25 protein-coding genes and 1 other RNA gene are annotated in these 24,518 nt (G+C 62.9%); 11 read left to right on the top strand and 15 right to left on the bottom strand.

The window, feature by feature from the left end:
* Positions 1–64: 64 nt before the first annotated feature.
* On the bottom strand, positions 65–1,423 hold the full coding sequence (locus JWV26_RS12450) for a glutamine synthetase family protein (RefSeq protein WP_017678374.1): 1,359 nt from the start codon (positions 1,421–1,423) through the stop codon (positions 65–67).
* 794 nt (positions 1,424–2,217) lie between these two features.
* On the opposite strand from JWV26_RS12450, the gene JWV26_RS12445 reads away from it, so the two are divergent.
* From JWV26_RS12445 to aguA, 5 genes are all read left to right on the top strand, one after another.
* Positions 2,218–3,597, top strand: coding sequence for a glutamine synthetase family protein (locus JWV26_RS12445; protein ID WP_047591612.1), 1,380 nt, complete (start codon positions 2,218–2,220; stop codon positions 3,595–3,597).
* A 177-nt stretch (positions 3,598–3,774) separates the two neighbouring features.
* A complete protein-coding gene (locus JWV26_RS12440) occupies positions 3,775–4,833 on the top strand; it encodes a polyamine ABC transporter substrate-binding protein (RefSeq protein ID WP_093048143.1) in 1,059 nt (352 codons plus the stop codon).
* Between the two features lie 71 nt (positions 4,834–4,904).
* Complete coding sequence (locus tag JWV26_RS12435) at positions 4,905–5,549, top strand: TetR/AcrR family transcriptional regulator (RefSeq protein WP_093048140.1); 645 nt, start codon at positions 4,905–4,907, stop codon at positions 5,547–5,549.
* A gap of 231 nt (positions 5,550–5,780) precedes the next feature.
* On the top strand, positions 5,781–6,665 hold the full coding sequence (gene aguB, locus JWV26_RS12430) for an N-carbamoylputrescine amidase (RefSeq protein WP_206416979.1): 885 nt from the start codon (positions 5,781–5,783) through the stop codon (positions 6,663–6,665).
* A gap of 70 nt (positions 6,666–6,735) precedes the next feature.
* Positions 6,736–7,833: an agmatine deiminase gene (gene aguA, locus JWV26_RS12425; RefSeq protein ID WP_206416978.1), complete on the top strand. Its 1,098-nt coding sequence runs from the start codon at positions 6,736–6,738 to the stop codon at positions 7,831–7,833.
* Between the two features lie 80 nt (positions 7,834–7,913).
* Here aguA and JWV26_RS12420 read toward each other — a convergent pair whose 3' ends face one another.
* From JWV26_RS12420 to JWV26_RS12360, 13 genes are all read right to left on the bottom strand, one after another.
* The gene (locus tag JWV26_RS12420) at positions 7,914–8,903 is read right to left on the bottom strand and encodes a cytochrome-c peroxidase (protein ID WP_083431560.1); all 990 of its coding nucleotides are present in this window, start codon (positions 8,901–8,903) and stop codon (positions 7,914–7,916) included.
* A 117-nt stretch (positions 8,904–9,020) separates the two neighbouring features.
* Complete coding sequence (locus JWV26_RS12415) at positions 9,021–9,209, bottom strand: YgaP family membrane protein (RefSeq protein ID WP_074913569.1); 189 nt, start codon at positions 9,207–9,209, stop codon at positions 9,021–9,023.
* Positions 9,210–9,223: 14 nt separating this feature from the next.
* Complete coding sequence (locus JWV26_RS12410) at positions 9,224–9,643, bottom strand: DUF6691 family protein (RefSeq protein ID WP_206416977.1); 420 nt, start codon at positions 9,641–9,643, stop codon at positions 9,224–9,226.
* 2 nt (positions 9,644–9,645) lie between these two features.
* Complete coding sequence (locus tag JWV26_RS12405) at positions 9,646–10,080, bottom strand: YeeE/YedE family protein (protein ID WP_206416976.1); 435 nt, start codon at positions 10,078–10,080, stop codon at positions 9,646–9,648.
* Positions 10,077–10,391 carry an ArsR/SmtB family transcription factor gene (locus JWV26_RS12400; protein WP_075744877.1) on the bottom strand — a complete coding sequence of 105 codons (315 nt, stop codon included), beginning with the start codon at positions 10,389–10,391 and terminating at the stop codon, positions 10,077–10,079. The genes JWV26_RS12405 and JWV26_RS12400 overlap by 4 nt, the downstream gene beginning before the upstream one ends.
* A gap of 272 nt (positions 10,392–10,663) precedes the next feature.
* Positions 10,664–11,053, bottom strand: a complete 390-nt coding sequence (gcvH, locus tag JWV26_RS12395) for a glycine cleavage system protein GcvH (protein ID WP_072423510.1) — start codon at positions 11,051–11,053, stop codon at positions 10,664–10,666.
* Between the two features lie 321 nt (positions 11,054–11,374).
* Positions 11,375–12,457 carry a glycine cleavage system aminomethyltransferase GcvT gene (gene gcvT / locus JWV26_RS12390; protein ID WP_206416975.1) on the bottom strand — a complete coding sequence of 361 codons (1,083 nt, stop codon included), beginning with the start codon at positions 12,455–12,457 and terminating at the stop codon, positions 11,375–11,377.
* 435 nt (positions 12,458–12,892) lie between these two features.
* Entirely contained in the window at positions 12,893–14,509 is a 1,617-nt protein-coding gene (locus JWV26_RS12385; protein ID WP_072423512.1) for an ABC transporter permease, read from the bottom strand.
* 186 nt (positions 14,510–14,695) lie between these two features.
* Positions 14,696–15,697, bottom strand: coding sequence for an extracellular solute-binding protein (locus tag JWV26_RS12380; protein ID WP_017678360.1), 1,002 nt, complete (start codon positions 15,695–15,697; stop codon positions 14,696–14,698).
* 111 nt (positions 15,698–15,808) lie between these two features.
* Positions 15,809–17,026: a 2-octaprenyl-3-methyl-6-methoxy-1,4-benzoquinol hydroxylase gene (locus JWV26_RS12375; RefSeq protein WP_162843946.1), complete on the bottom strand. Its 1,218-nt coding sequence runs from the start codon at positions 17,024–17,026 to the stop codon at positions 15,809–15,811.
* A 16-nt stretch (positions 17,027–17,042) separates the two neighbouring features.
* Positions 17,043–18,227, bottom strand: a complete 1,185-nt coding sequence (gene ubiH, locus JWV26_RS12370) for a 2-octaprenyl-6-methoxyphenyl hydroxylase (protein ID WP_196457826.1) — start codon at positions 18,225–18,227, stop codon at positions 17,043–17,045.
* 4 nt (positions 18,228–18,231) lie between these two features.
* Positions 18,232–19,566: a Xaa-Pro aminopeptidase gene (pepP, locus tag JWV26_RS12365; RefSeq protein WP_206416974.1), complete on the bottom strand. Its 1,335-nt coding sequence runs from the start codon at positions 19,564–19,566 to the stop codon at positions 18,232–18,234.
* 19 nt (positions 19,567–19,585) lie between these two features.
* Positions 19,586–20,140, bottom strand: coding sequence for a YecA/YgfB family protein (locus JWV26_RS12360; RefSeq protein WP_017678356.1), 555 nt, complete (start codon positions 20,138–20,140; stop codon positions 19,586–19,588).
* 197 nt (positions 20,141–20,337) lie between these two features.
* Between JWV26_RS12360 and JWV26_RS12355 the strand changes: the two genes are divergently transcribed.
* The 4 genes from JWV26_RS12355 to JWV26_RS12340 all read left to right on the top strand — a co-directional run bounded on the left by JWV26_RS12355 (position 20,338) and on the right by JWV26_RS12340 (position 21,747).
* Entirely contained in the window at positions 20,338–20,547 is a 210-nt protein-coding gene (locus tag JWV26_RS12355; protein WP_003458652.1) for a TIGR02449 family protein, read from the top strand.
* Positions 20,544–20,849 carry a cell division protein ZapA gene (locus JWV26_RS12350; RefSeq protein ID WP_017678355.1) on the top strand — a complete coding sequence of 102 codons (306 nt, stop codon included), beginning with the start codon at positions 20,544–20,546 and terminating at the stop codon, positions 20,847–20,849. The genes JWV26_RS12355 and JWV26_RS12350 overlap by 4 nt, the downstream gene beginning before the upstream one ends.
* A 67-nt stretch (positions 20,850–20,916) precedes the next feature.
* Positions 20,917–21,095: non-coding RNA, 6S RNA (ssrS, locus tag JWV26_RS12345), on the top strand.
* Positions 21,096–21,150: 55 nt separating this feature from the next.
* Positions 21,151–21,747, top strand: coding sequence for a 5-formyltetrahydrofolate cyclo-ligase (locus JWV26_RS12340; protein WP_074913563.1), 597 nt, complete (start codon positions 21,151–21,153; stop codon positions 21,745–21,747).
* 54 nt (positions 21,748–21,801) lie between these two features.
* Here JWV26_RS12340 and JWV26_RS24510 read toward each other — a convergent pair whose 3' ends face one another.
* On the bottom strand, positions 21,802–21,933 hold the full coding sequence (locus JWV26_RS24510) for a hypothetical protein (RefSeq protein ID WP_003458646.1): 132 nt from the start codon (positions 21,931–21,933) through the stop codon (positions 21,802–21,804).
* 194 nt (positions 21,934–22,127) lie between these two features.
* Between JWV26_RS24510 and JWV26_RS12335 the strand changes: the two genes are divergently transcribed.
* A complete protein-coding gene (locus JWV26_RS12335) occupies positions 22,128–22,577 on the top strand; it encodes an EVE domain-containing protein (RefSeq protein WP_093048118.1) in 450 nt (149 codons plus the stop codon).
* A gap of 49 nt (positions 22,578–22,626) precedes the next feature.
* The gene (locus tag JWV26_RS12330; protein ID WP_206416973.1) at positions 22,627–24,483 is read left to right on the top strand and encodes a sensor domain-containing diguanylate cyclase; all 1,857 of its coding nucleotides are present in this window, start codon (positions 22,627–22,629) and stop codon (positions 24,481–24,483) included.
* Positions 24,484–24,518: the final 35 nt, after the last annotated feature.

Here is a 24,518-nt window from a genome sequence, read left to right as displayed (position 1 = left end):
TTCGTGGGAGGTGCTCCAGCGGCGGCCATCGCCACTGAAGCCCTTCCACAGTGCCATCAATGCATTACACCGACAGCAGGAGGAACTCGCGTTCCCAGGAGCTGATCACGCGCTTGAAGTTCTCGTGCTCGGCACGCTTGACCGCGACATAGCCACGGATGAACTTCTCGCCGAGGAATTTCTCGGCGTCCTTGCAGGCTTCCATACGCTCCAGGGCGCTCTCGATGGTCACCGGCAGGCGCAGATTGCGACGCTCGTAACCGCGGCCCTTGACCGGTGCACCGGGCTTGACCCCGCCAACCATGCCCATGTAGCCGCACAGCAGGGTCGCCGCCAGCACCAGGTAGGGGTTGGCATCAGCGCCAGCCAGGCGGTTTTCCACGCGGCGGTTCTGCGGGCTGGCCTCAGGTACGCGCAGGCCTACGGTGCGGTTTTCCTCGCCCCACTCCACGTTCACCGGCGCCGAGGTATCGGGCAGGAAGCGGCGGAACGAGTTGACGTTCGGCGCGAACAGCGGCAACAGCTCGGGGATGTATTTCTGCAACCCCCCGATGTGGTGCATGAACAGCTCGCTCATCGTCCCGTCTTCGTTGGAGAAGATGTTCTTGCCGGTTTTGATGTCGACCACGCTCTGGTGGATGTGCATGGCGCTGCCAGGCTCGTCGGTGATCGGCTTGGCCATGAAGGTGGCCGCCACGTCATGCTTGAGTGCGGCCTCACGCATGGTGCGTTTGAACACCAGAATCTGGTCGGCCAGGTGCAGTGCATCGCCATGACGGAAGTTGATTTCCATCTGCGCCGGGCCTTCTTCGTGGATCAGGGTATCCAGATCCAGGCCTTGCAGCTCGCACCAGTCGTACATGTCTTCGAACAGCGGGTCGAACTCGTTGGCCGCATCGATGGAAAAGCTCTGACGTCCGGTTTCCGGGCGGCCGGAGCGGCCAACAGGCGCTACCAGCGGGAAGTCCGGATCGCTGTTGCGCTTGGTCAGATAGAACTCCATCTCCGGCGCGACGATGGGCTTCCAGCCCTTCTCGGCGTACATCTGCAACACCTTCTTGAGAATGTTGCGCGGCGACAGTTCGATGGGGTTGCCCTGCTTGTCGAACGTATCGTGGATCACCATGGCAGTGGGCTCGATGGCCCAGGGCACGACGAAGACAGCGTTGGCATCCGGACGGCAGAACATGTCGATGTCCGCTTCGTCCAGCAGGTCATAATAGATGTCGTCCTCGACATAGTCGCCCGTCACGGTCTGCAGCAGCACGCTCTCGGGGAGGCGCATGCCTTTCTCGTCGAGAAACTTGTTGGTCGGCGAGATCTTGCCGCGGGCAATGCCGGTCAGGTCACTGATCAGGCATTCGACTTCGGTGATTTTGCGTTCTTTCAGCCAGCTCGTGAGCTGGTCTAGCTTGGTACTCATAGAGACCTCAGGGTTGTAGAACCAGCTTGAGTTATAGCGGGTTCAGCGTTGCCCCGCCTTCTCCCTGCAAGCCTCACCAAAGGCCTGAAAGAAGGCGAGATATTCGGGTGGATGCTACTAGGGGTGCGGCACCTCCGACACCTGGCATTTCACTCCACCGAAATAAAATCGCTCACCCTTTCTCACGAGCGCCGAGCCTTCTAGCTCGGGGGATTGCGCGAGCCCAGCAAAGCCCGCGAGTGAGCGGTGCGCTGCAGAGCAACGGCCTGGGCGCACGCCAGGGAGCGTTGCGCAGCCACGTACGCTATCGTGCAGGGTATGGAATGAGCGAACAGCCTGACGAGACAGGCCACGCGGCGCAGAGGCCGCAAGGGAGAGATGTTGCTGCGTTGCAGCGGTCATGCTCATGACTGATCCGGCCTGCATGATGAGCGGGCTCGCCTCGTTGATGAGGGAAGAGGTCGCGTGACCGATGGTCCTGGCGCAAGCGCTGACGCCGATGGCCGGCAGGCAAAACATGAGACACCCGTATTATTGCTGTTATGGGTTTGAACTGAGCTTAGCCTTGTTCATTTTTTTACACAATAGCTCTGTAAAAAATTGAACACACCCCACTGAGCAGCCTGAGAGATCAACGCTTGGAGCCCGCTGAAAGGCCTTGAAATGCCCCAAAAATGGCCACCACGCCCCACTACAGGGCATCATTGGGCCAGCTTGACAGTAAAGTGCGTTTCGGATTGACTCACACCCATGCAGTCGCATGATTGATATATTTAACAAAAAGGTGTTGCATCATGTCGGTACCCCCGCGTGCCGTTCAGCTTAACGAAGCGAACGCGTTCCTCAAGGAACATCCCGAGGTCCAGTTCGTCGACCTTCTTATTGCAGATATGAATGGCGTGGTGCGCGGCAAGCGCATCGATCGAAACGCCCTGCACAAGGTGTACGAGAAAGGCATCAACCTGCCGGCCTCGCTCTTCGCCCTCGACATCAACGGTTCCACCGTCGAGAGCACCGGCCTTGGCCTGGATATCGGTGACGCCGACCGTATCTGCTTCCCCATCCCCAATACCCTGTGCAACGAACCCTGGCAGAAGCGCCCCACCGCGCAGCTGCTGATGACCATGCACGAGCTGGACGGCACGCCTTTCTTCGCCGACCCGCGCGAGGTATTGCGCCAGGTGGTGCAGAAGTTCGACGAACTGGGCCTGCGTATCTGCGCAGCCTTCGAACTGGAGTTCTACCTGATCGACCAGGAGAACGTGAACGGTCGCCCGCAGCCGCCACGCTCGCCGATCTCCGGCAAACGCCCGCATTCCACTCAGGTCTACCTGATCGACGACCTCGACGAGTACGTCGATTGCCTGCAGGACATGCTCGAAGCGGCCAAGGAGCAGGACATCCCGGCCGACGCCATCGTCAAGGAAAGCGCCCCGGCGCAGTTCGAGGTCAACCTGCATCACGTCGAAGATGCCATCAAGGCCTGCGACTACGCGCTGCTGCTCAAGCGCCTGATCAAGAACATCGCCTACGACCATGAAATGGATTCCACCTTCATGGCCAAGCCCTACCCGGGCCAGGCGGGCAATGGTCTGCACGTGCATATCTCGCTGCTGGACAAGAAGACCGGCAAGAACATCTTCGCCGCCGACGATCCGCTGCAGAACACCTCGCTGCGCCATGCCGTGGGCGGCATTCTCGACACCATGGCGGCGTCGATGGCTTTCCTCTGCCCCAACGTCAACTCCTACCGTCGCTTCGGCGCACAGTTCTACGTGCCCAATGCACCGAGCTGGGCGCTGGACAACCGCACCGTGGCCGTACGCGTGCCGACTGGCAGCGCCGACGCGGTACGCATCGAACACCGCGTTGCCGGTGCTGATGCCAACCCCTACCTGATGCTGGCTTCGATTCTCGCCGGTATCCACCACGGCCTGACCAACCAGATCGAACCGGGCGAGCCGATCGAGGGCAACTCCTACGAACAGCTCGAACCCAGCCTGCCGAACAACCTGCGCGATGCCCTGCGCGAGCTGGACGACAGCGAAGTGCTGAACAAGTACATCGACCCGAAGTACATCGACATCTTCGTCGCATGCAAGGAAGCCGAGCTGCAGGAGTTCGAGACCACCATCTCCGACCTCGAGTACAACTGGTACCTGCACACCGTGTAACACCGAGAAAGCCGGCCGCAGAGCCGGCTTCTTTTTGCCTGCCAACTGCCAACCGACAGCTCTGACGCTTTGCGTAGGGACCAGCGGTTCGCCACAAGGCGACTGCGCTGACATGCATCAAACTCCGGCAAATCAGACCGCCGGATACTGTTGCTTTGATCAATCGGGGAGTTACTCATGCAACGCGCTCTTGCCGCCATCCTGCTGGGCCTGAGCTGCGGCCTGGCTCAGGCCGCCGATAGCATCCGTGTCTACAACTGGAACGATTACATCGCGCCGCAGGTGCTGGAGAACTTCACTCGCGACACCGGCATCGAAGTCGAGTACCACACCTTCGCCAGCGCAGAGGAGTTGGCGCAAGCGCTGGAAAGCGGCCAGCCCATCGACATCGCCGTACCCTCGCACAACGACCTGCCAGGGCTGATTGCCAGCGGCCGCATTCGCCCGCTGGATTTCAACCTGCTGCCCAACCGCACGCACCTGGACAAGCAACTGCTGAGCAAGCTGGCTGCGGTCGACCCGCAGAACCAGCACGCCGTCCCCTACCTGTGGGGCGCGGTTGGCCTGGCAATCAATACCCCACGAGCCGAGGCCGCCTATGGTGGCCCCCTGCCGGACAGCTGGAGCCTGCTGTTCGACGCCGAACAGAGCAAGCGCCTGGCCAGTTGCGGCATCAGCGTGCTGGATGCACCGGATGAAACCCTGTCACTGCTGCTCAACTACCAGGGCCGCAGCCTGGCACGCAGCGCCCCGAGCCGAGTCGAGCGCGCCGGAGAGATACTCGACGCCCTGCGCCCGAACCTGCGCTACGTCGACAGCGAACGCTACATCGAAGATCTCAACAGCGGCGACCTGTGCCTAGCCATGGCCTGGGTCGGCGACGCCCTCGCCGCAGCCCAGGCCGGCCAGCCAGTGCGCTTCGTGGTACCGGACGAGGGTTCGGTACTGTTCGTCGACAACCTGGTGATTCCCGCCAATGCCAGCCGCCCCGATCTCTCCCACCGTTTCATCGACTACCTGATGCAGCCGCAGGTAATCGCCCAGATTACCGCCGAGACGCTCTACCCCAACGGCAATGCCGACTCGGCACAGTTCATCGACAGCGCCCTGCTGCAGCAGCCCGGCCTGTATCCGGATCAGGACACCAAGCGCCGCCTGTATCCATTGGAGGTTCTCTCGGAGAAACATGCCCAGGTACGCAACAACCTCTGGCAGCGCTTCCGCGACGGCAGCTGAACGGATGGCGAGGCTTGCCTCGCCAATAGCGCCTGACGTCCAATAGCACCTCGCCCACCGAGGAGCTCACCATGTCGCGCCCCGCCAGCATCCGCAAACCGCGCGCCAGCAGCCAGGCACGTATTGCCGTGATTCTCTCTGCCGCTCGTGAGTTGCTGGCCGAGCAGGGTATGGCCAACCTGTCGGTCTACACGGTGGCCGAACGAGCCGGCATTCCGCCTTCTTCGGTGTATCACTTCTTCGCCAGCGTGCCGGCCCTGCTCGAAGGGCTGACCGCGGACGTGCACGCAGCCTTCCGTGGCAGCCTGCTCGAACCGGTCGAGCATGCCGCATTGCGCACCTGGCACGACCTCTCGCGCCTGATCGAGCAGCGCATGCTGGCTATCTACGCCAAGGACGCCGCCGCACGGCAGCTGATCCTCGCCCAGCATGGTCTGGCCGAGGTGACCCAGGCTGATCACCAGCACGATCTGGAACTGGGCCGATTGATGCGCGCACTGTTCGAGCGGCACTTCCCCCTGCCGCAATTACCGATGGATATCGATGTATTCAGCCTGGCCATGTCCCTGGGCGATCGCGTCTACGCACGCTCCGTGCAGTTGCACGGGGAGATCACCCCGCGCCTGGCCGAAGAAGGCATGCGCGTATTCGATGCCTATCTCGGCCTGTATCTGCCGGCTGCATTGCCGAAACGAGCCACGCCGCTTATCCCGTAGGGTGCGCCGTGCGCACCGCTGACATCTCGGCAATCGAGGCCTGGGGCACCCTACGGCTTGCCAACTTCTGAATCGATAAAAATCGGATATTTTTTCGCCGATTCGACCAAAGCACCTTGTAATATCGATATTTATCGGATATAAATCGAACATCCCGCCCTGGTCGATGTTCAGCCACGGCACTCTGAATGGGCCGCCGGAGCGGCCTGCGAACGAGCCAAGAGGTGCTTCATGTCCCGTATCGTTACCGTCGCCGCGACCCAGATGGCCTGCTCCTGGGATACCCCCGCTAACATCGCCAACGCCGAGAGGCTGGTGCGCCAGGCGGCAGCCCAGGGCGCCCAGATCATCCTGATCCAGGAGCTGTTCGAGGCGCCCTACTTCTGCCAGAAACCGAACGCCGACTACACCCAGCTGGCCACCACGGTGGCGGAAAATCCGGCCATCCAGCACTTCCAGAAGGTCGCTGCCGAGCTGCAGGTGGTACTGCCGATCAGCTTCTTCGAGCGCGCTGGCCGCGCGCGCTTCAACAGCATCGCCGTCATCGATGCCGACGGCAGCAACCTCGGTATTTATCGGAAAAGCCATATCCCGGACGGCCCCGGTTACCACGAGAAGTATTACTTCAACCCCGGCGATACCGGCTTCAAGGTCTGGGATACCGCCTACGCCAGGATCGGTGTCGGCATCTGCTGGGACCAATGGTTCCCGGAATGCGCGCGCAGCATGGCGCTGATGGGCGCGGAAATCCTCTTCTACCCGACCGCCATCGGCAGCGAGCCGCATGACCCGAACATCAGCTCGCGCGATCACTGGCAGCGCGTGCAGCAGGGCCATGCCGGCGCCAACCTGATGCCGTTGGTGGCCAGCAACCGCATCGGCCGCGAAGAACAGGACGGCTACGACATCACCTTCTACGGCAGCTCGTTCATCGCCAACCAGTTCGGCGAGAAGGTCGAGGAGCTGAACCAGACCGAGGAAGGCGTGCTGGTGCACAGCTTCGATCTGACCGAGCTGGAGAAAGTGCGCACGGCCTGGGGTGTGTTCCGCGACCGACGGCCGAACCTATACTGGCCACTTTCCACGCTCAATGGTCAAACCCCGTCGATCTCGTAGGGTGCGCTGTGCGCACCTAGCCCTACAAACACTTTGCCGGTGCGCATGGCGCACCCTACGGAACCAGGACATGACCACGCTGACCACCACACCACGCGCCGATGGCTTTCGTATGCCGGCAGAATGGGAACCGCACAGCCAGACCTGGATGATCTGGCCCGAGCGCCCGGACAACTGGCGCAACGGCGGCAAGCCGGCGCAGGCGGCCTTCACCGCAGTGGCCAAGGCCATCGCCCAGTTCGAACCGGTAACCGTCTGCGTATCCGCGGCGCAGTACGAGAACGCCCGCGCGCGACTGGATGACGACAACATCCGCCTGGTGGAAATCACCACCGACGACGCCTGGGTGCGCGACACCGGCCCGACCTTCGTCACCAACACCAGCGGCGAAGTGCGCGGCGTGGACTGGACGTTCAACGCCTGGGGCGGTTTTGATGGTGGCCTGTACTGGCCGTGGCAGCGCGACGACCAGGTGGCGCGCAAGATTCTCGAGATCGAAGGCTGCAAGCGCTATCGCACCGAAGGTTTCGTGCTCGAGGGTGGCTCGATCCACGTCGACGGCGAAGGCACCCTGATCACCACCGAAGAGTGCCTGCTGAACAAAAACCGCAACCCGCACCTGTCGCGCGAAGAGATCGAGGCCGTGCTGCGCGAGCATCTGGCCATCGATACGGTGATCTGGCTGCCCGACGGCCTTTACAACGACGAGACCGACGGCCACGTCGACAACTTCTGCTGCTACGTGCGCCCGGGCGAGGTGCTGCTGGCCTGGACCGACGATCAGAACGATCCCAACTACCCGCGCTGCCAGGCCGCCATGCGTGTGCTGGAAAACGCGCGCGACGCCAAGGGCCGTCAGTTGACCGTGCACAAGATGCCGATCCCCGGCCCGATCCACGCCAGCGCCGAAGAATGCGCAGGCGTCGACATCGTCGACGGCAGCCAGGAGCGTAGCCCGGAGGTTCGCTTGGCCGGCTCCTACGTCAACTTCCTCATCGTCAACGGCGGCATCGTCGCGCCGAGCTTCGATGACCCGAAGGACGAAGAGGCGCGCGCCATCCTTGAGCGTATTTTCCCCGAGCATCGCGTGGTGATGGTGCCAGGCCGCGAGATCCTGCTCGGTGGTGGCAATATCCACTGCATCACCCAGCAGCAGCCCAAAGGCTAGCGCGCCGATCCCGGGGTTTCACCTTCCTTGCACAAAACGATAACGCCCGGCATACGCCGGGCGTTGTCGTTACAGCCTGCTCACTCGAATGGCTGCGGCCGCGGCGTATCGTTGTTCGACGGCGGCAGGATCGGCAGGGCGAAGCTCGGCTGCTGGCCGGTCAGAGTCTTGAGAAAGGCGGTGATCTTGCCAATCTCTTCCTCGCTCAGCTTACGCCCCAACTGCAAGCGCGCCATGATGTCTACCGACTCCTCCAGCTTCCAGTAGGCGCCGTCGTGGAAGTAGGGATAGGTCAGTTCGACGTTGCGTAGGGTGGGCACCTTGAACTTGAAGCGATCGGCATCCTTGCCAGTCAGGCCGGCCACTCCCTCGGCCGGATTGCTGGTTTCATAGGGTTCGACCAGCCCCATCTTCTGGAACGAGTTGCCGCCCAGCGCCGGACCGTTGTGGCAGGCGACGCAGCCGATGGACTTGAATAGCTGGTAGCCCTCCAGTTCGGTCTGGGTGATGGCCTGCTGGTCGCCCTTGAGCCACAGGTCGAAGCGCGAATTGGGCGTGACCAGGGTCTTTTCGAACTCGGCGACGGCGTCGGTCACTTCATCCAGGGTGATTTCATCGCTCTTGTACACGGCCTTGAACGACTCGCGGTATTGCGGGATCGAGCGCAGCACGTCAATGGCGAGAATGTGAGTGAAGGCCATTTCCATCGGATTGGCGATGGGGCCGGCAGCCTGTTCCTTGAGATCGGCGGCGCGGCCATCCCAGAACTGCGCGAGGTTGAGGCTGGAATTGAGCACCGTGGGCGAATTGATCGGCCCTTGCTGCCAGTTGTGACCGATGGAGCTGGGCAGGTTGTCACTGCCGCCCATCGACAGGTTGTGGCAGGAGTTGCAGGAAATGAACCCCGAGCGCGACAGGCGCGGGTCAAAGAACAGCTGCTTGCCCAGTTCCACCTTGGCCGGATCGGTGATCTCGGCCGGTGCGATAGGCTCGACGGGTTCGTTGGCCGGTACATTGGCCCAGGCGCTGGCGCCCAGGCACAACCCGGCCATCAGGCTCAGAGTGCGCATGCGTATTTCTCCTCAGGTATTGGCTGTTCTGGTTATGTCCTGACCATGCCCAGCGCAAACCCGGGGCGACTTGATCTACATCAAGCCGCACATGCATGCCACCTCAGTGGATATGTTTCATTTCATTTTGCAGGTGTTGATACCCAGCAGTGGATATGCCGGGCAGAAGCGAAAGATGCCGGTCGCCAGTAGCACCACACCGATCCAGCCCCACAGGCCGATGACACCGGCAAGGCTCAGCGCGATAAGAATCAGTCCTGCGGCGATGCGCAGACTGCGATCGAGCGTTCCAACATTGGCTTTCATCGAGGTTCTCCAGGTCAACGTCCGCGCCGGCCTTCCAGCGCAGTAAAGATCAGCATCCCGGCGAGCATCGCCGCGACGAACAGCAGGACCTGCCAGTGCCCGGTCAGCAGGATGGCAACGGCCGGTCCCGGACAGATGCCGGCGATGCCCCAACCGATCCCGAACAGCAGGCTGCCGCCAATCAGGCGAGCATCGAGGTCACGACGCATCGGCAACTGCATGGCGCCGCCGAGCAGTGCCCTGGCGGGCCGTTGCGCCAGGTGCAACGGCAGCGCCGCGACCACGATGGCACCGGCCATCACCAGCGCCAGGGACGGGTCCCAGGCACCGGCCAGGTCGAGAAAGGCCAGCACCTTGGTCGGGTTGGCCATACCGGCCAGCAGCAGACCGAGGCCGAACAGCAGACCGGCCACGAATGCGCTCAGTCTGGCCATGTTCAGCCCCCCAGAAGATGACGTGGGACAAAAACCGTAGCGAAACCCGTGGCCATGAAGCACAAGGTGGCCAGCATGGAGCGCGGAGACAGGCGCGAGATGCCGCATACGCCATGGCCGCTGGTACAGCCAGAGCCGTAGCGCGTGCCGATGCCCACCAGCAAACCGGCGCCAATCAGCGACAGCGCGCCGCCATCGAAGCTGATCGCAGGCAAGGCGCTGAACAGCCCCCACAGCAGCGGCGCCAACAACAGCCCGAGGAGGAACAATGCCTTCTCGCCGCGCCCTTCTGCGCCTGGCTGCAGAACGCTGCCGAGCAGACCACTGATACCGGCCACCCGCCCATTGGCCAGGGCAAAGATTGCGGCGGCCAGACCGATCAGCGCGCCGCCGGCCAGAGCGCTCCAGGGTGTGAAAGCGGCCCAGTCGATGCTCATTGCTGCCCCTCGCAGAACAGCCGATACAGGGTTTCGATCACGGCCAGCGCCGCCGGGCTGCTGATGCGATAGAAGATCTGCTTGCCGTCGCGACGGGTTGCCACCAGCCCTTCACGACGCAGCACGGCCAGCTGCTGGGACAGCGTAGGCTGCTGGATACCGAGCAGCGCCTCCAGCTCACTGACGTTGCGCTCACCCTGCGACAGCTGGCAGAGCAGCAGCAGACGATCAGGGTTGGCCAATGCCTTGAGCAACTGCCCGGCAGCGTCAGCATTGGCGCGCAACTGCTGGATATCGATGGGTTCATCCATGGGATACCTTCATTCAATACAATATGTATTTTTATATATTGTATTTCGAATAAGTGTTAGCCCAACTGACCAGCGGTTGAGGATTCAACAGGCCTTACAGGAGCGGCTTTAGCCGCGACAAGAGCTCGCCGATGAAGCCCCCTCCCACACGGGTATCGTCACTCCCCGAATGACATTCGGGCTAACACTGACACCCTACAAGCGAATTCGTTAGCGGAGCCCAGAAACGCAGAAACCCGCCGTAGCGGGTCTCCGGGTCGAAGCCAGATGAATCAGGCGTCGGCGTCAGCAGCAGCCTGATAGGCTGCCGCGTCCAGCAGCTTGTCCAGTTCGCTGGCATCGCTCGGCTTGAGCTTGAAGAACCAGCTACCGTACGGATCGCCGTTAACGCTTTCCGGGCTGTCGGCCAATGCCTCGTTGATGGCGATCACTTCGCCGCCAACTGGCGCATAGATGTCGGAAGCAGCCTTGACCGACTCCACCACGCCAGCTTCCTGGCCAGCGTTCAGTTGCTTGCCAACTTCCGGCAGCTCGATGAACACCACGTCGCCAAGGGCTTCCTGGGCGTGGTCGGAGATGCCCACGGTCACACTGCCGTCAGCCTCCAGGCGCGCCCACTCGTGGCTGGCGGCATAACGCAGATCGGCGGGGATATTACTCATGTGTCTTTCCTCGTAAGCGATGACGGCAAGTGGGCCGTCAGGACAATTTAGCAGGCCTCGGCGCCAGGGGAAGCCAGCACCGCGACCAAAAAGATTCAGAACCTGATTACGATCTCGCGAGCTAGAGCCATGCAAGGCGCTACGTTAGTAACAGCCTTCGGCTGGTCAAAACGGCGAGGAAGCAGAGTTTACGAGCTGTAAATGAGCATTGCTCGTTGCACTCGTCCTTCGGACCGCGCTGAAGCGCGTCAGCCTTTAACGGCTTTCCGAGCCTGTTTTTAACGCAGCAGGGCCGACGCGCAGCAGATCGTAGGCAGGTTCTCAGATAAGAGTTTTGCCGTTACGCACGAAGCCCGGCCTGACCACACGCACCGGGTACCACTTGCCGCGGATCTCCACCTCGGCACGATCCCCGGTCGTTGCAGGCACCCGTGCCAGCGCGATGGATTTGTTCAGCGTCGGCGAGAAGCTGCCGCTGGTGATCTCACCGTCACCGATACCTTCGACGCGCACCACCTGGTGCGCGCGCAGCACGCCACGCTCCTCCAGCACCAGGCCAACGAGCTTGCTCGGGCAGCCGGCAGCACGCTGCGCCTGCAGCGCCTGGCGGCCGATGAAGTCGCGCTCGGCCGGCTCCCAGGCGATGGTCCAGGCCATATTGGCGGCCAGCGGGCTGACCTGCTCATCCATGTCCTGGCCGTAGAGGTTCATACCCGCCTCGAGGCGCAGGGTGTCACGGGCGCCAAGGCCGATGGGCGAAATACCAGCACCGACCAGGTCGTTGAGGAAGGACACCACCTCGGTCACTGGCAGCACGATTTCCAGACCATCTTCGCCGGTATAACCGGTACGCGCGATGAACCAGTCGCCCTCAGGCAGGCCCTGGAACGGCTTGAGCTCGTGGATCAGTGCGGCACGTGCCTGGCTCAGCAGTTCGGAAACCCGTGCGCGCGCCTTCGGCCCCTGAATGGCGAGCATGGCCAGATCGCGACGCTCGCGCAGTTGCACATCGAAGTCGCTTGCCTGGGCATGCATCCACGCCAGGTCCTTGTCACGGGTACCGGCGTTGACCACCAGGCGGTAACCCTGCTCGGTGAGGTAAACGATCAGGTCGTCGATCACCCCGCCCTGCTCATTGAGCATGGCGCTATACAGCGCCTTGCCGGGGCTCTCCAGGCGGGCCACGTCGTTGGCCAGCAGACGCTGCAGGAAGGCCTGGGCCTGGCTGCCGCTCACGTCCACCACGCACATGTGCGAGACGTCGAACACGCCGCACTCACGGCGCACCTGATGATGCTCCTCCACTTGTGAACCGTAGTGCAGCGGCATGTCCCAGCCGCCGAAGTCCACCATCTTGGCCCCCAGCGCCAGGTGCAGGTCATAGAGGGGGGTACGCTGTCCCATGGGTAAATCTCCTTCCGGGCTTGGCGAAGCGATTCAGACCCCTAGAAGCTACCTGCGTTGCCATTGCTGCGTTGAAAGTGGGCTCGAAATGCTCATGTACAAAAGTACATTCCGCTTTCTCTCCCACTTTCGCCTTGCACTGGCTGCCTCGGCTACGCTTCTAGATGAGTACTATCGGGTTACCCCGACTCGCGAATGGCGCGCATTGTAGCCGCATGCGTCCGGGGGGTCATCCTGGCGTCAGGTCGTAGGGCGGACTCAGGAGCGTCAGCGAACAGTCAGCCAAGGTGCACAACTTGCCATCGAGCCTCATGCTGTACTGCTTCGCGAACGGATCGCCGCCCGGTACACCCTGCCAACGAGGAAATGCACACCCAGCCTTAGAGCCGCTCGGGACGAGGACCGCTGGGAACGCAAGCAGACAATCCACCACTCTCAACCGAAACCGCGTGCCGAACGGCGGATCAGCAGGATCACCGGCAACAGACCGACCAGCACCAGGGTCAGCGCCGGCAGCGAGGCGCGCGCCCATTCGCCTTCGCTAGTCATTTCGAACACCCGCACCGACAGGGTGTCCCAGCCGAACGGGCGCATCAGCAGGGTTGCCGGCATTTCCTTGAGCACGTCGACGAATACCAGCAGCGCAGCCGACAGGGTGCCCGGCAGCAGCAGCGGCAGATAGACCCTGAAGAACAGCCCGAAGCTGCCAACGCCCAGACTGCGTGAGGCCTCCGGCAGGGACGGCCGAATACGCGCCAGGCTGGTTTCCAGCGGCCCGAAGGCCACCGCCATGAAACGAATCAGATAGGCCACCAGCAGCGCCGCCAGGCTACCCAGCAATAGCGGCTTGCCGGCACCGCCCAATGCCGTGGACAGTGGAATCACCAGTTCACGATCCAGAAAGCTGAACGCCAGCATGATCGCCACCGCCAGCACCGACCCCGGCAAGGCATAGCCGAGGTTGCCCAGCGCCACACCGAAACGCACACCGCGATTCGGCGCCTGACGCCGGGCAAAGGCCAGCAGCATGGCCACGCTCACCGTGATCAGCGCCGCCATGCCGCCCAGATAAAGGGTATGCAGAATCAGCCCGGCGTAGCGCTCATCGAGGTCGAAGCGGCCGCGTTGCCAGAACCAGGCCAGCAGTTGCAGCAGCGGGATGACGAAGGCACAGGCGAACACCAGGCCGCACCAGGCGCTGGCGGCAAAGGCCTTCCAGCCATGCAGGTGGTATAGCGCCTTGCCCCGCGGCCGCTCATTGGCTGGCCGCGCGGCGCCACGCGCACGGCGCTCGCCATAGAGCACCAGCGCCACCGCCAGCAGCAGCAGGCTGGCCAGCTGGGTCGCACTGGTCAGACTGTAGAAGCTGTACCAGGTCTTGTAGATCGCCGTGGTGAAGGTGTCGAAGTTGAATACCGACACCGCACCGAAATCGGCCAGGGTTTCCATGATCGCCAGGGCCAGACCGGCGCCAATGGCCGGTCGCGCCATCGGCAGTGCCACCCGCCAGAACGCCTGCCAGGGGCTCTGCCCGAGCACCCGCGCGGCTTCCATCAGGCCCTTGCCCTGGGCCAGGAACGCGCCACGGGCGAGCAGATAGACGTAGGGGTAGAAAACCAGCACCAGGACGATGATCACGCCACCGGTGGAGCGTACCCGCGGCAGGCGCAGGCCACTGCCGAACCATTCGCGCAGTAGCGTCTGCAGCGGGCCGGCGAAATCCAGCAGGCCGACGAAGACGAAGGCCAGGACATAGGCGGGAATGGCGAAGGGCAGCATCAGCGCCCAGTCCAGCCAGCGCCGACCCGGGAACTCGCAAAGGCTGGTGAGCCAGGCCAGGCTGACGCCCAGCAGTGTCACGCCCACACCGACGCCAATCACCAGTGTCAGCGTGTTGCCAATCAGCCGCGCCATCTGTGTCTGCCACAGGTGCGACCAGATCTGCTGATCGACCTCATGCCAGCTCAGCAGCAATACCGACAACGGCATCAGCACCAGAACGGCGACGGCAAGGACGATGGGGTACCAGCGACGCTGGACGGGATGCGGCACGCGGATTCCTCGACTACGCAAATGACGACGCCCCGGCTAGGCGGGGCGTCGCAGTATAGCGGCAGCAGTGTGGACTACCGAAAGTACGATGATGTAGCGCTTGACGCTCTAGCGTCAGAAGCCAACAGACATGACGCGGAGCGCCACTGGTGACGTACCCACGCCAGTGCGTGGGCACGATCTCCTTTACTGCCAGCCGGCGCGATCCATCAGCATGGTCGCTTCAGCCTGACGCTTGCCGGCTACTTCGGTGGCAATCGAGTCAGCCTTGAAACTGCCCCAGGCAGCCACTTCGTCGGACGGTGCGACCGCCGGGTTGGCCGGGAACTCCTGGTTGACGCCAGCGAAGATGCTCTGTGCCTCCGGGGTGGTCATCCACTCCAGCAGCTTCTTGGCCTGCTCGGCATGCGGTGCATGCTTGGTCACACCGGCACCGGCCAGGTTGACGTGCACGCCGCGGTCGTCCTGATTCGGCCAGAAGGGTTTGACCTTCAGATCCGGCTGCTGCTTGTGCAGACGGCCGTAGTAGTAGGTGTTGGTGATGCCCACGTCGCATTGGCCGGCGTCGATGGCCTGCAGCAGCGCGGTGTCATCCGGGAATACGTCGGTGGCCAGGTTGTTGACCCAACCTTTGACGATCTCCTCGGTCTTCTCGGCGCCATGGGTTTCGATCAGGGTGGCGGTCAGCGACTGGTTGTAGACCTTCTTGCTGGTGCGCAGGCACAGGCGACCTTCCCAGTTCTTGTCGGCCAGGGCTTCGTAGGTGGACAACTCTTCCGGCTTGACGCGCTCGGTGGAGTAGAAAATGGTCCGCGCGCGCAGCGACAGGCCAGTCCAGCTGTCAGTGCTGGAGCGGTACTGGGCGGGGATATTGGCGTCGATCACATCGGACTTGGTCGGCTGCAGCACGCCTTCCTGCTCGGCCTGCCAGAGGTTGCCGGCGTCGACGGTGATCAGCAGGTCAGCCGGGGTGTTGGCACCTTCGGCCTTGAGACGGGCGATCAGCGGGGCTTCCTTGTCGGTGATGAACTTCACCTTGACCCCGGTCTTCTCGGTGTAGAGATCGAATACCGGCTTGATCAGCTCGTCGATACGGGCGGAGTAGACCACCACCTCATCAGCAGCCTGAACGGCGGTTGCCAGGGTGCTGAGAGTGAATGCAGCGAGAAGCGCGTTGCGAGCCTTCATGGGACCAGCCTCTTGTGGGTGAGCAAAGTGGCTGAATAGTAGTGAATGTTATTTGCCTTCTCAACGTAAACAGCGAGACGACACGCAGCAGTTATTACAAGTTGCGTCAGCTCAGGCTCGCGCCAGTTCCGGCAGGTCGCCGGCCAGCCCAAGCGCCTGACGCACGAACAGCGCCTTGGCCTCGGCCTGGCCATCCACCAGGTCAAGACCGACGTTGCGCAGCAGGCGCAGCGGCAACGGGTCGGCCTGGAACAAGCGCTGAAAGCCTTCCATCGCCGCCATCATCGCCAGGTTGTGCGGCATGCGCCGACGCTCGAAACGGCTCAACACGCGCTCATCACTGAGGCACTCACCGCGTTCGGCGGCATGCAGCAGCACCTCGGCCAGCACGGCAGCGTCGAGGAAACCCAGGTTGACGCCCTGCCCCGCCAGCGGATGGATGGTGTGCGCAGCATCGCCAATCAGCGCCAGCCCAGGCTCGACATAACGCTTGGCATGACGCTGGCGCAGCGGGATGCACAGCCGGCGGTCGGCGTGCAGCACCTTGCCCAGGCGCGATTCGAAGGCCTTGCTCAGCTCGATGCAGAAAGCCTCGTCGTCCAGCGCCATCAAGCGCTCGGCTTCGACCGGCACGGTCGACCAGACGATCGAGCACCAGTGCTCGCCGGCAGGGCCTGCCAGCGGCAGAAAGGCCAGTGGACCATCGTCGGTAAAGCGTTGCCAGGCAGTGGCCTGGTGCGCTCGCTCGCAACGCACGCTGGTGACGATGGCATGGTGCAGATAATCCCACTCGCGCGTGGCGCAGCCGGCCAGGCGGCGTACCGCGGAGTTGGCGCCGTCGGCCGCGACCAGCAGCGGTGCGCGCAGTTGGCGACCATCGGTAAGCGTCAGCAACCAGTCGTCGCCGGAGCGGCGCAGCTGCTCCAGGCGCGCGCCAGGCAGCAGGCCGATCTGGCTGTCGTGCAGCCTTTCGAGCAGGGCATCCTGCACCACGCGATTCTCGACAATATGGCCAAGCGTCTCGGCATGCACGCTGGCCGCAGCGAAGTGGATGCTGCCGGTGCCGGAGCCATCCCAGACGCGCATCTCGCCGTAGGGGCAGGCACGCCGAGTCGCGATGCCCTGCCAGGCGCCCAGGCGTTCGAGAATGCGTTGGCTGGCCATCGACAACGCGCTGACACGTGGCTCGAACGGCGCCTGCACGTCGAACGGCGCCACGCTCAGCGGGCTGCCGTCGACGATCAGAATGTCCAGACCGCTGTGCTCCAATGCCAGGGCCAGGGTGCTGCCGACCATTCCGGCACCGACGATGATCAGATCCGCTCGCATATTCATTCCTTGGCTGTCAGAGACTTCGCGTGCCCATGCCCATCGCCTGGCGGGCGAACCAGCGCTTGGCCGGTGGTAGCAGATCCAGGCCCAGCAGGCCCAGGTTACGCCCGGCAGTCAGCAGCGGCTGCGCGTTGCTGAACAGGCGCGTCACCTGGTCGGAGAAGCCGACGGTCATTTGCTGATCGAGCTGCTGCCTTTGCTGGTAACGCTGAAGGGTGGCGAAATCGCCCAGTGCTGCCTCGCTGCCGATCAGCACCTCGGCCAGCGCCAGGGTATCGCGCAACGACAGGTTGTAGCCCTGGCCGGCGATGGGGTGCAGGCTGTGTGCGGCGTTGCCCAGCACCACCAGATGCGGACGCACCTGCTCCTGCGCCTCGACCAGGCTCAGCGGATAGAGATGCCGTGCACCCACCTGGCGCAAGGCGCCCAGGCGATAACCGAAAGCCTGCTGCAACTCGCTGAGAAAACTTGACTCGCTGGCGCGCAACAGACGTTCGGCGTCAGCCGCGGCGCGCGTCCAGACCAGTGCGCAGCGGTTGTCGCTCAGGGGCAGCAGCGCCATCGGGCCATCATCGGTGAAACGTTCGAAGGCCTGGCCGCGATGTGCCTCCAGCGGGCTGACGTTGGCAATCAGCGCACTCTGCCCATAGGGCTTGCTGCTGACGCCGATACCAAGCTGCTCACGCAGGCCGGAACGCCCACCATCAGCGAGAATCGCCAGGTCGCAGTCGAGGCAGGTTTCGTCGTTCAGGGTCAGGCGATAGCCATCGTCGAGACGCTGCATGCCGACCACTTCGGCCGGGCAACGCCACTCGATCACATCCTGATCCAGCGCCTGCCACAGACAATGGCCGAGCCAGGCGTTCTCAGCTACGTAACCGAGCGCCGGCACGCCTTCCTCGATGGCCTGCAGGCGCGTGGCACCGAAGCGGCCGCGGTCAGACACATGAATCTGCTGAATCGGCTCGGCCCGCTGGGCAATGCTCTGCCACAGGCCCAGGCGCTCGTAGATCAACCGGCTGCCATAGGACAGCGCGGTAGAGCGCGCGTCATAGCTGGGCTGGTATTCGCTGCCTGGGGCGAAGGGTTCGATCAGGGCGATGCGCCAACCACGCTGACGCGCCGTGCCCTGCAGCGCCAGTGCCAGGCTGGCACCCACCAGGCCGCCACCGATAATGGCCAGCTGTATGCGTGACATGGGCTCAGGCCGCCTCGGTGCGCGCGGCCGCCATCAGTGCCTCGATCTCGGCAACGGTCTTGGGCACACCATTGGTGAGAATCTCGCAGCCCTTCTTGGTCACGACCACGTCGTCCTCAATGCGCACGCCGATGCCGCGCCACTTCTTGGCGACCTTGTCGTTGTCAGGGGCTATATAGATGCCTGGCTCGACGGTCATCGCCATGCCGACCTCCAGCACGCGCCACTGCCCGCCGACCTTGTAGTCGCCGACGTCATGCACATCCATGCCCAGCCAGTGGCCGGCGCGATGCATATAGAAAGGCTTGTAGGCTTCGCTGGCGATCAGCTCGTCAACATCACCCTCGAGCAGACCCAGATCGACCAGGCCGGCAGTGATCACCCGCACGGTAGCCTCATGGGCCTCGTTCCAGTGCCGGCCTGGAGCGATGAACTTGAATGCCTCCTCGTTGGCCTTGAGCACCAGCTCGTAGATAGCCTTCTGCTCGGGCGAAAACCTGCCGCTGACCGGGAAGGTACGGGTGATGTCGCTGGCGTAGCAGTCGATTTCGCAGCCGGCGTCGATCAGCACCAGATCACCGTCCTTGAGTGCCGCGTCATTCTCGCGGTAGTGCAGGATGCAGGCATTACGGCCGACGGCGACGATGCTGCCATAGGCCGGCATCTTCGCCCCACCCTTGCGGAATTCGTAGTCCAGCTCGGCTTCCAGGTGATATTCGAACAGGCCGGCGCGACTCGCCTGCATCGCACGGATATGAGCGCGCGCACTGATCTCGGCAGCTTCCTTCATCACCTTCACTTCGGCGGCCGATTTGTACAGGCGCATGTCGTGCAGCAGGTGGTTGAGGGCGACGAATTCGTTTGGCGGCATAGCGCCCTGGCGCGCTTTGGCGCGGATGTGGTTGACCCACTCCATCAGCCGATGATCGAACTCTTGATTGCTGCCGATGGCGTAATAGACACGTTCGCGCCCTTCGATCAGCCCCGGCAGGATGTCGTCGATATCGCCAATGGGGAAAGCATCGTCGGCGCCAAACTGGCTGATCGCACCGTCCTGGCCGGCACGCAGGCCATCCCACAACTCGCGCTCGGGATCACGCTCGCGGCAGAACAGCACATATTCACCATGCTCGCGCCCAGGAATCAGCGCCATCACCGCTTCCGGCTCGGGAAAACCGGTGAGGTACTGGAAATCGCTGTCCTGACGGTACACATGCTCGACGTCACGATTGCGGATATACACCGGCGCCGCCGGCAGAATGGCGATGCTGTTGGGTTCCATCTGCGCCATCAGCGCCTTGCGCCGACGGGCATATTCGGACTTGGGGATGCTGATCAAGGCAGGCTCCGACGAAAAATCAGTGCAGGGACGGTTTGGCAGCAGGTGCCGCAGGCTTGGCGCACTCGGTGAACAGCAACAGCGGTGCCACACGCAGGTATTCCATCACCTCCATGTAGTCGCTCTCGCCATCCTCCGATTCTTCCAGTGCACTCTGCACCTGGGCGATGGCGGAGAGATCCTGCAACACTTCCATGGCTTCGGCACTCAGCGCACCGTCGCGAGCGGTCAGGCCGAAGCCACCGAGAAAGCCCTGACACCACTGCCCCAGAGCGACCGCGCGCTGCGCCAGCGGGGTTTCGTCATCCGGCAACAGCAGCACCACGGTGACGTCTTCGCTGCACAGCTCACCCTTGACCATTTCCTGCAGGCCGATCAGCGCCTGGCGCACGTTGTCCTGAGGCTCGCCACCAAGCAGGTCGGCCGCGTCGAGCAGCCAGGCATCGGCGTCGAAGCCAGCGCCAGCACAGCTGCGACCAAGCAGCAGGCCGTGCAGTTCGGCAGGGGAAACGGAATGCCCGGCGCTATTGAGCAGAGCGGCGAAGGCGGCGTAGGGAGAGCTTGGAATCGACATAGATAGCTAGGCGCCAGGCGGCGCAATCTCTAGAATGGAGGCCTCGTATCCTAGCACCGGCAGACGCGCCAAGACCATCCGAGCCGAGGCCGCCGGGGTGATGCCGTCATGTGCATCACACCACTGCCAAGCATGGTTTGACCCATAACCGGGACAAGCCTATATAGTCCAGCCATTCCCTCCCATAGCGAGAGCCCATGGAAGACGCCGATCTGCACGCATTGACCGCCAAGCTGGAACTGCTGATCCAGCGTGTCGAGCAGCTAAAGGCTCACAACCGACTCCTGCTGGCGAACGAACAGGCCTGGCGTGAGGAACGCGCCCATCTGATCGAAAAGAACGAAATGGCCCGGCACAAGGTCGAATCGATGATTTCGCGCCTTAAAGCCCTGGAGCAGGACTCATGACCCAGTCGAACACCGTGACCGTCCATATTCTGGACAAAGAATATTGCATCGCCTGCCCGCAGGACGAACGCGCCAATCTGGAAAGCGCGGCTCGCTACCTGGACGGCAAGATGCGCGAGATCCGTACCAGCGGCAAAGTGATCGGTGCCGACCGCGTCGCCGTGATGGCAGCCTTGAACATCACCCACGACCTGCTGCACAAGCAGCAGCGCCTGGATCAGGACGCCAATTCCACCCGCCAGCAGGTGCGCGACCTGCTCGATCGTGTCGACCATGCACTGGCCGACGACCCGAGCTCCTGAGCACCGTCATGCCTGCCAGTTCGTCGCAGGCCGCCCCGCAGACCCTCTGTTCGGGTATACTGGGCGCAACTTCCTGGGGTGTGCGCCAGTCGGTGATGTCCCTGAGCCGATACGCACAACCACGGGGGTTGCATGTTGGGGCCGGTGTGCATGTCCGCCTGACGGAAAGCCTTAACGCCTCCTGCAACCTCCACCTTGAACTTTCGGGTTCAAGGGCTAAACCGACAGCGGCACGCCGGGAAGTCATCATTTCCAGCAGTGACCTTCAACGCTGCTACCCGCCTCGTCCAAGCTGCCTTTCATGACTACGCCCGCCACTCTCAGTCGCCCGCAACTGCGCCGCGTGCTGCGCCAGCGTCGTCGCGCACTCAGCCGCAGCCAGCAACGTCTTGCCGCACGTAACCTGTATCGTCAGTTGGCACAAAGCCCGCAGTTTCGCCGCGCCAGGCATATTGCCCTGTACCTGCCCAACGATGGCGAAATCGACCCAAGGCCTTTGCTGGCCGCCGCACACAAGCGCGGCAAACACACCTACCTGCCGGTGCTCAGCGCCTGGCCACGCACCAAGATGGTGTTTCAGCGCGTCAGCCAGCACGAGAAACTGGCGAGCAATCGCTTTCGCATCCTCGAGCCACGCACGCAGCCCAAGCGCCAACGCAAGGTCTGGGCGCTGGATCTGGTGCTGCTACCGCTGGTGGGCTTCGATGATCGCGGCGGGCGCCTGGGTATGGGCGGCGGGTTCTACGACCGCAGCCTGGCTTATCTGCGCATGCGCAAAAATTGGCACATGCCGACACTACTGGGCCTGGCGCATGAGTGTCAGCGCGTGGAAGAACTGGCGATGGCCAGCTGGGACGTGCCCTTGCAGGCAACGGTGACGGACAAGGCGTGGTATTGAATCGAAAGATGCGGCACCGCGCTCCCTGCGGCGCTTACGCTGGCAGTCCGCGAATCAGGGCTGCTGCGTTACATTGATCGGAGCTTCGCTCTGGCGCTCCCAAAGGCTCTGGGTGTAACCCGTGGTAACCACGCCCAGGCTGAACAGTACGACGAGAACCCACAAAAGATCTGGCTTGCGTTTCATCTATTGCCTCCCCCTTCAAGGCAATGCGCGCGTTGGTCGCGCGTTATTGTTGTGTGCAATACGACGGCGCCAAGCGTTAAGCCGGGCATTTTCCGTCAGCGCCAAGCACTGTGCAATTTCCGGCGCCAACCGGCCGTCGGAGATATCCCTCAAACGAGCGTCCGCTTACGGACAGACCTGCAGGAGCAAAGTTCATGCCTTATTGGCTGATGAAGTCCGAACCCGATGAATTGTCCATCCACGACCTGCAACGACTGGGCAAAACGCGCTGGGATGGCGTACGCAATTACCAGGCGCGCAACTTCATGCGTGCAATGAAGCCGGGCGATCTGTTCTTCTTCTATCACTCCAGCTGCCCACAACCCGGCATCGCCGGCATTGCACGTATTGCCGGCGAGATCTACCCGGACCCCACCGCGCTGGACCCGCAAAGCCACTATCACGATCCCAAGGCCAGTACCGAGAAGAACCCCTGGAGCGCTCTGGACGTCGAGTTCGTCGAAGCCTTCGACGAGGTGCTGGCGCTGCAGCAACTGAAGAACAATCCGCTACTGGCCGAACTTGCGTTGGTACAACGGGGCAGTCGCCTGTCGGTGATGCCGGTGAGCGATGCCGAATGGACAGCAATTCTCGCCATGCGTTGAGTCGCATGCGGCACTGTGCTATCACGACACAGAGCCTAGGAGTTTTTCCATGCCGGCATCCTCCCCCTGGCCGGCGCGACTTGCGCTGGCGTTCCTGTTACTGGTGCTGAGCGGCGCCAGCGTTCTGCTTTGGCGTCAGATCGAGGCCGTACAGCAACAGCGTGTCGATGAGCGTATCGGCTACCAGGCACGCAGCCTGGCGCGTCAGCTGGAGAGCACGCTGCACCTGGAGGTGGCCAGCCTCGAACGCATCGCCCGCTTGTGGAACAGCCTGGGCCGCCTGCCGCATGCCAGTTGGGGTGAGGAGGTGGAGCGTGTACTGCGAGGCTTTCCCGCCTATCAATCCATCCAGTGGGTCGGCGACGATCTACGCATGCGCTGGCTGCTACCGGTGGCCGGCAACGAAGCGGCGCTGAATTTTCGCCTGGACCCGGAGCACCCCAATTACCCACTGGCGATGGAGGCTCGCGAGAGCGGCGAACAGCGTTTCTCCAACAGCTTCGATCTGGTCCAGGGCGGACGCGGCTTCGTCCTCTACACACCGCTGTACCGCGAGCATGACGGCACCAAGGTGTTCGACGGTTTCCTCCAGGGGGTATTTCGCGTCGAACCGCTGATGCTGCAGTTGCTGACCCAGATCGATCGCGAAGCCTTCAACCTCGAACTGCTGGAGAACAGTCACAGCCTGTTCCGTCATGGCGCAGCGGACACCGATGCGCGACACAGCCTGCAACTGGGCCTGAGCCTGCTCAACAATCAGGACTTCAGCCTGCGCCTGAGCCCCACCGAGCAACTGCTCGACCAGCTCGAGTCGCCCTTGCCCGGCGTGGTGCTCGGCGCCAGCCTGGCGATCAGCCTGCTACTGGTCGCCGCCCTGGCCCTGGCGTTGGAGAACAGCCGTCGCGCCCATGCCCTGCAACTGGCCAACCGCCGTTTCAAGCTGGAGGCCGAACGCCGCGAAGAGACCGAGCAGCGCCTGCGCGAGAACCGCGAGCGTCTACAGCTGGTGCTGGACCTGACCGACTCCAGCCATGACGGGCTGTTCATCTTCGACAGCGGCACCCGCGAGCTGCTGCATATGAATCAGGCCACCTACGCCACGCTTGGCTATCGCCCTGAACAGTTCGCCGAGTTGCTGCGCGATGATCCGGAGAAAGTCCTGCCAGGCTTCCACCGCTGGCTGGAGCAGGCGCGCCAGGCGCAGCGCGACAACCTTTCGCGGATATTCCAGCGCGAGCTGATCCGCCGCGATGGCAGTCGCCAACCAGCCGAAATCAACACCCAGTTGGTGCAACTGCATGACCGCGAATACCTGATCGCCGTTTCCCGCGACAACAGCGAGCGACTGCAACTGGAAGCGCAACTGCAGCGCCTGTCGCAGCTCGACGGCCTGACCGGGCTGTACAACCGCCGTTACTTCGATCAGCAACTGCTCGCCGAATGGCGCCGCCTGCGCCGCCTCAACGCGCCTTTGGCGCTGCTGATGCTGGATATCGACCACTTCAAGGCCTACAACGATGCACTGGGCCACCTCGCCGGTGACGACGCCTTGCGCAGAGTCAGTGCAGCCCTGCGCGACAGCCTGCAACGCGAAGGCGATACGGCCTGCCGCTACGGTGGCGAGGAGTTCGCGATCATTCTCGCCAATACCAATCTGGAGGGTGCCGAGCAGGTCGCCGCGCGCGTCCATGCAGCCATCGCCAGCCTGGATATCCATCACCCGGCCAGCCCGTTCGGCCACCTGACCCTGAGCATCGGTATCACGGTGGTCGACCCAGTGAGCGACGAACAGCCAGGCGAACTGCTCGCCCAAGGTGATCAGGCGCTGTATCGTGCCAAGCATGAGGGTCGCAACCGAACCTGCCTGTGGCAGCCCCCCGCGCTTGACCTGCATCAAGCCCCCTGAGGCGCATCTGGCAGACAATGGAAATGTCGTGAAAG

Origin of the sequence: Ectopseudomonas toyotomiensis, from assembly GCF_017167985.1 — a bacterium.
GTDB classification, from domain to species: Bacteria; Pseudomonadota; Gammaproteobacteria; order Pseudomonadales; family Pseudomonadaceae; genus Aquipseudomonas; species Aquipseudomonas toyotomiensis.
The sequence above is the reverse complement of the archived record's forward strand: the minus strand, read 5'-3'. Positions and strand labels throughout refer to the sequence as shown.

What these genes read in the sequence shown, in the direction of transcription:
- JWV26_RS12450 (WP_017678374.1), bottom strand. Translation starts at nt 1,423, where the DNA reads ATGAGTACCAAGCTAGACCAGCTCACGAGCTGGCTGAAAGAACGCAAA.
- JWV26_RS12445 (WP_047591612.1), top strand. Translation starts at nt 2,218, where the DNA reads ATGTCGGTACCCCCGCGTGCCGTTCAGCTTAACGAAGCGAACGCGTTC.
- JWV26_RS12440 (WP_093048143.1), top strand. Translation starts at nt 3,775, where the DNA reads ATGCAACGCGCTCTTGCCGCCATCCTGCTGGGCCTGAGCTGCGGCCTG.
- JWV26_RS12435 (WP_093048140.1), top strand. Translation starts at nt 4,905, where the DNA reads ATGTCGCGCCCCGCCAGCATCCGCAAACCGCGCGCCAGCAGCCAGGCA.
- aguB (WP_206416979.1), top strand. Translation starts at nt 5,781, where the DNA reads ATGTCCCGTATCGTTACCGTCGCCGCGACCCAGATGGCCTGCTCCTGG.
- aguA (WP_206416978.1), top strand. Translation starts at nt 6,736, where the DNA reads ATGACCACGCTGACCACCACACCACGCGCCGATGGCTTTCGTATGCCG.
- JWV26_RS12420 (WP_083431560.1), bottom strand. Translation starts at nt 8,903, where the DNA reads ATGCGCACTCTGAGCCTGATGGCCGGGTTGTGCCTGGGCGCCAGCGCC.
- JWV26_RS12415 (WP_074913569.1), bottom strand. Translation starts at nt 9,209, where the DNA reads ATGAAAGCCAATGTTGGAACGCTCGATCGCAGTCTGCGCATCGCCGCA.
- JWV26_RS12410 (WP_206416977.1), bottom strand. Translation starts at nt 9,643, where the DNA reads ATGGCCAGACTGAGCGCATTCGTGGCCGGTCTGCTGTTCGGCCTCGGT.
- JWV26_RS12405 (WP_206416976.1), bottom strand. Translation starts at nt 10,080, where the DNA reads ATGAGCATCGACTGGGCCGCTTTCACACCCTGGAGCGCTCTGGCCGGC.
- JWV26_RS12400 (WP_075744877.1), bottom strand. Translation starts at nt 10,391, where the DNA reads ATGGATGAACCCATCGATATCCAGCAGTTGCGCGCCAATGCTGACGCT.
- gcvH (WP_072423510.1), bottom strand. Translation starts at nt 11,053, where the DNA reads ATGAGTAATATCCCCGCCGATCTGCGTTATGCCGCCAGCCACGAGTGG.
- gcvT (WP_206416975.1), bottom strand. Translation starts at nt 12,457, where the DNA reads ATGGGACAGCGTACCCCCCTCTATGACCTGCACCTGGCGCTGGGGGCC.
- JWV26_RS12380 (WP_017678360.1), bottom strand. Translation starts at nt 15,697, where the DNA reads ATGAAGGCTCGCAACGCGCTTCTCGCTGCATTCACTCTCAGCACCCTG.
- JWV26_RS12375 (WP_162843946.1), bottom strand. Translation starts at nt 17,026, where the DNA reads ATGCGAGCGGATCTGATCATCGTCGGTGCCGGAATGGTCGGCAGCACC.
- ubiH (WP_196457826.1), bottom strand. Translation starts at nt 18,227, where the DNA reads ATGTCACGCATACAGCTGGCCATTATCGGTGGCGGCCTGGTGGGTGCC.
- JWV26_RS12360 (WP_017678356.1), bottom strand. Translation starts at nt 20,140, where the DNA reads ATGTCGATTCCAAGCTCTCCCTACGCCGCCTTCGCCGCTCTGCTCAAT.
- JWV26_RS12355 (WP_003458652.1), top strand. Translation starts at nt 20,338, where the DNA reads ATGGAAGACGCCGATCTGCACGCATTGACCGCCAAGCTGGAACTGCTG.
- JWV26_RS12350 (WP_017678355.1), top strand. Translation starts at nt 20,544, where the DNA reads ATGACCCAGTCGAACACCGTGACCGTCCATATTCTGGACAAAGAATAT.
- JWV26_RS12340 (WP_074913563.1), top strand. Translation starts at nt 21,151, where the DNA reads ATGACTACGCCCGCCACTCTCAGTCGCCCGCAACTGCGCCGCGTGCTG.
- JWV26_RS24510 (WP_003458646.1), bottom strand. Translation starts at nt 21,933, where the DNA reads ATGAAACGCAAGCCAGATCTTTTGTGGGTTCTCGTCGTACTGTTCAGC.
- JWV26_RS12335 (WP_093048118.1), top strand. Translation starts at nt 22,128, where the DNA reads ATGCCTTATTGGCTGATGAAGTCCGAACCCGATGAATTGTCCATCCAC.
- JWV26_RS12330 (WP_206416973.1), top strand. Translation starts at nt 22,627, where the DNA reads ATGCCGGCATCCTCCCCCTGGCCGGCGCGACTTGCGCTGGCGTTCCTG.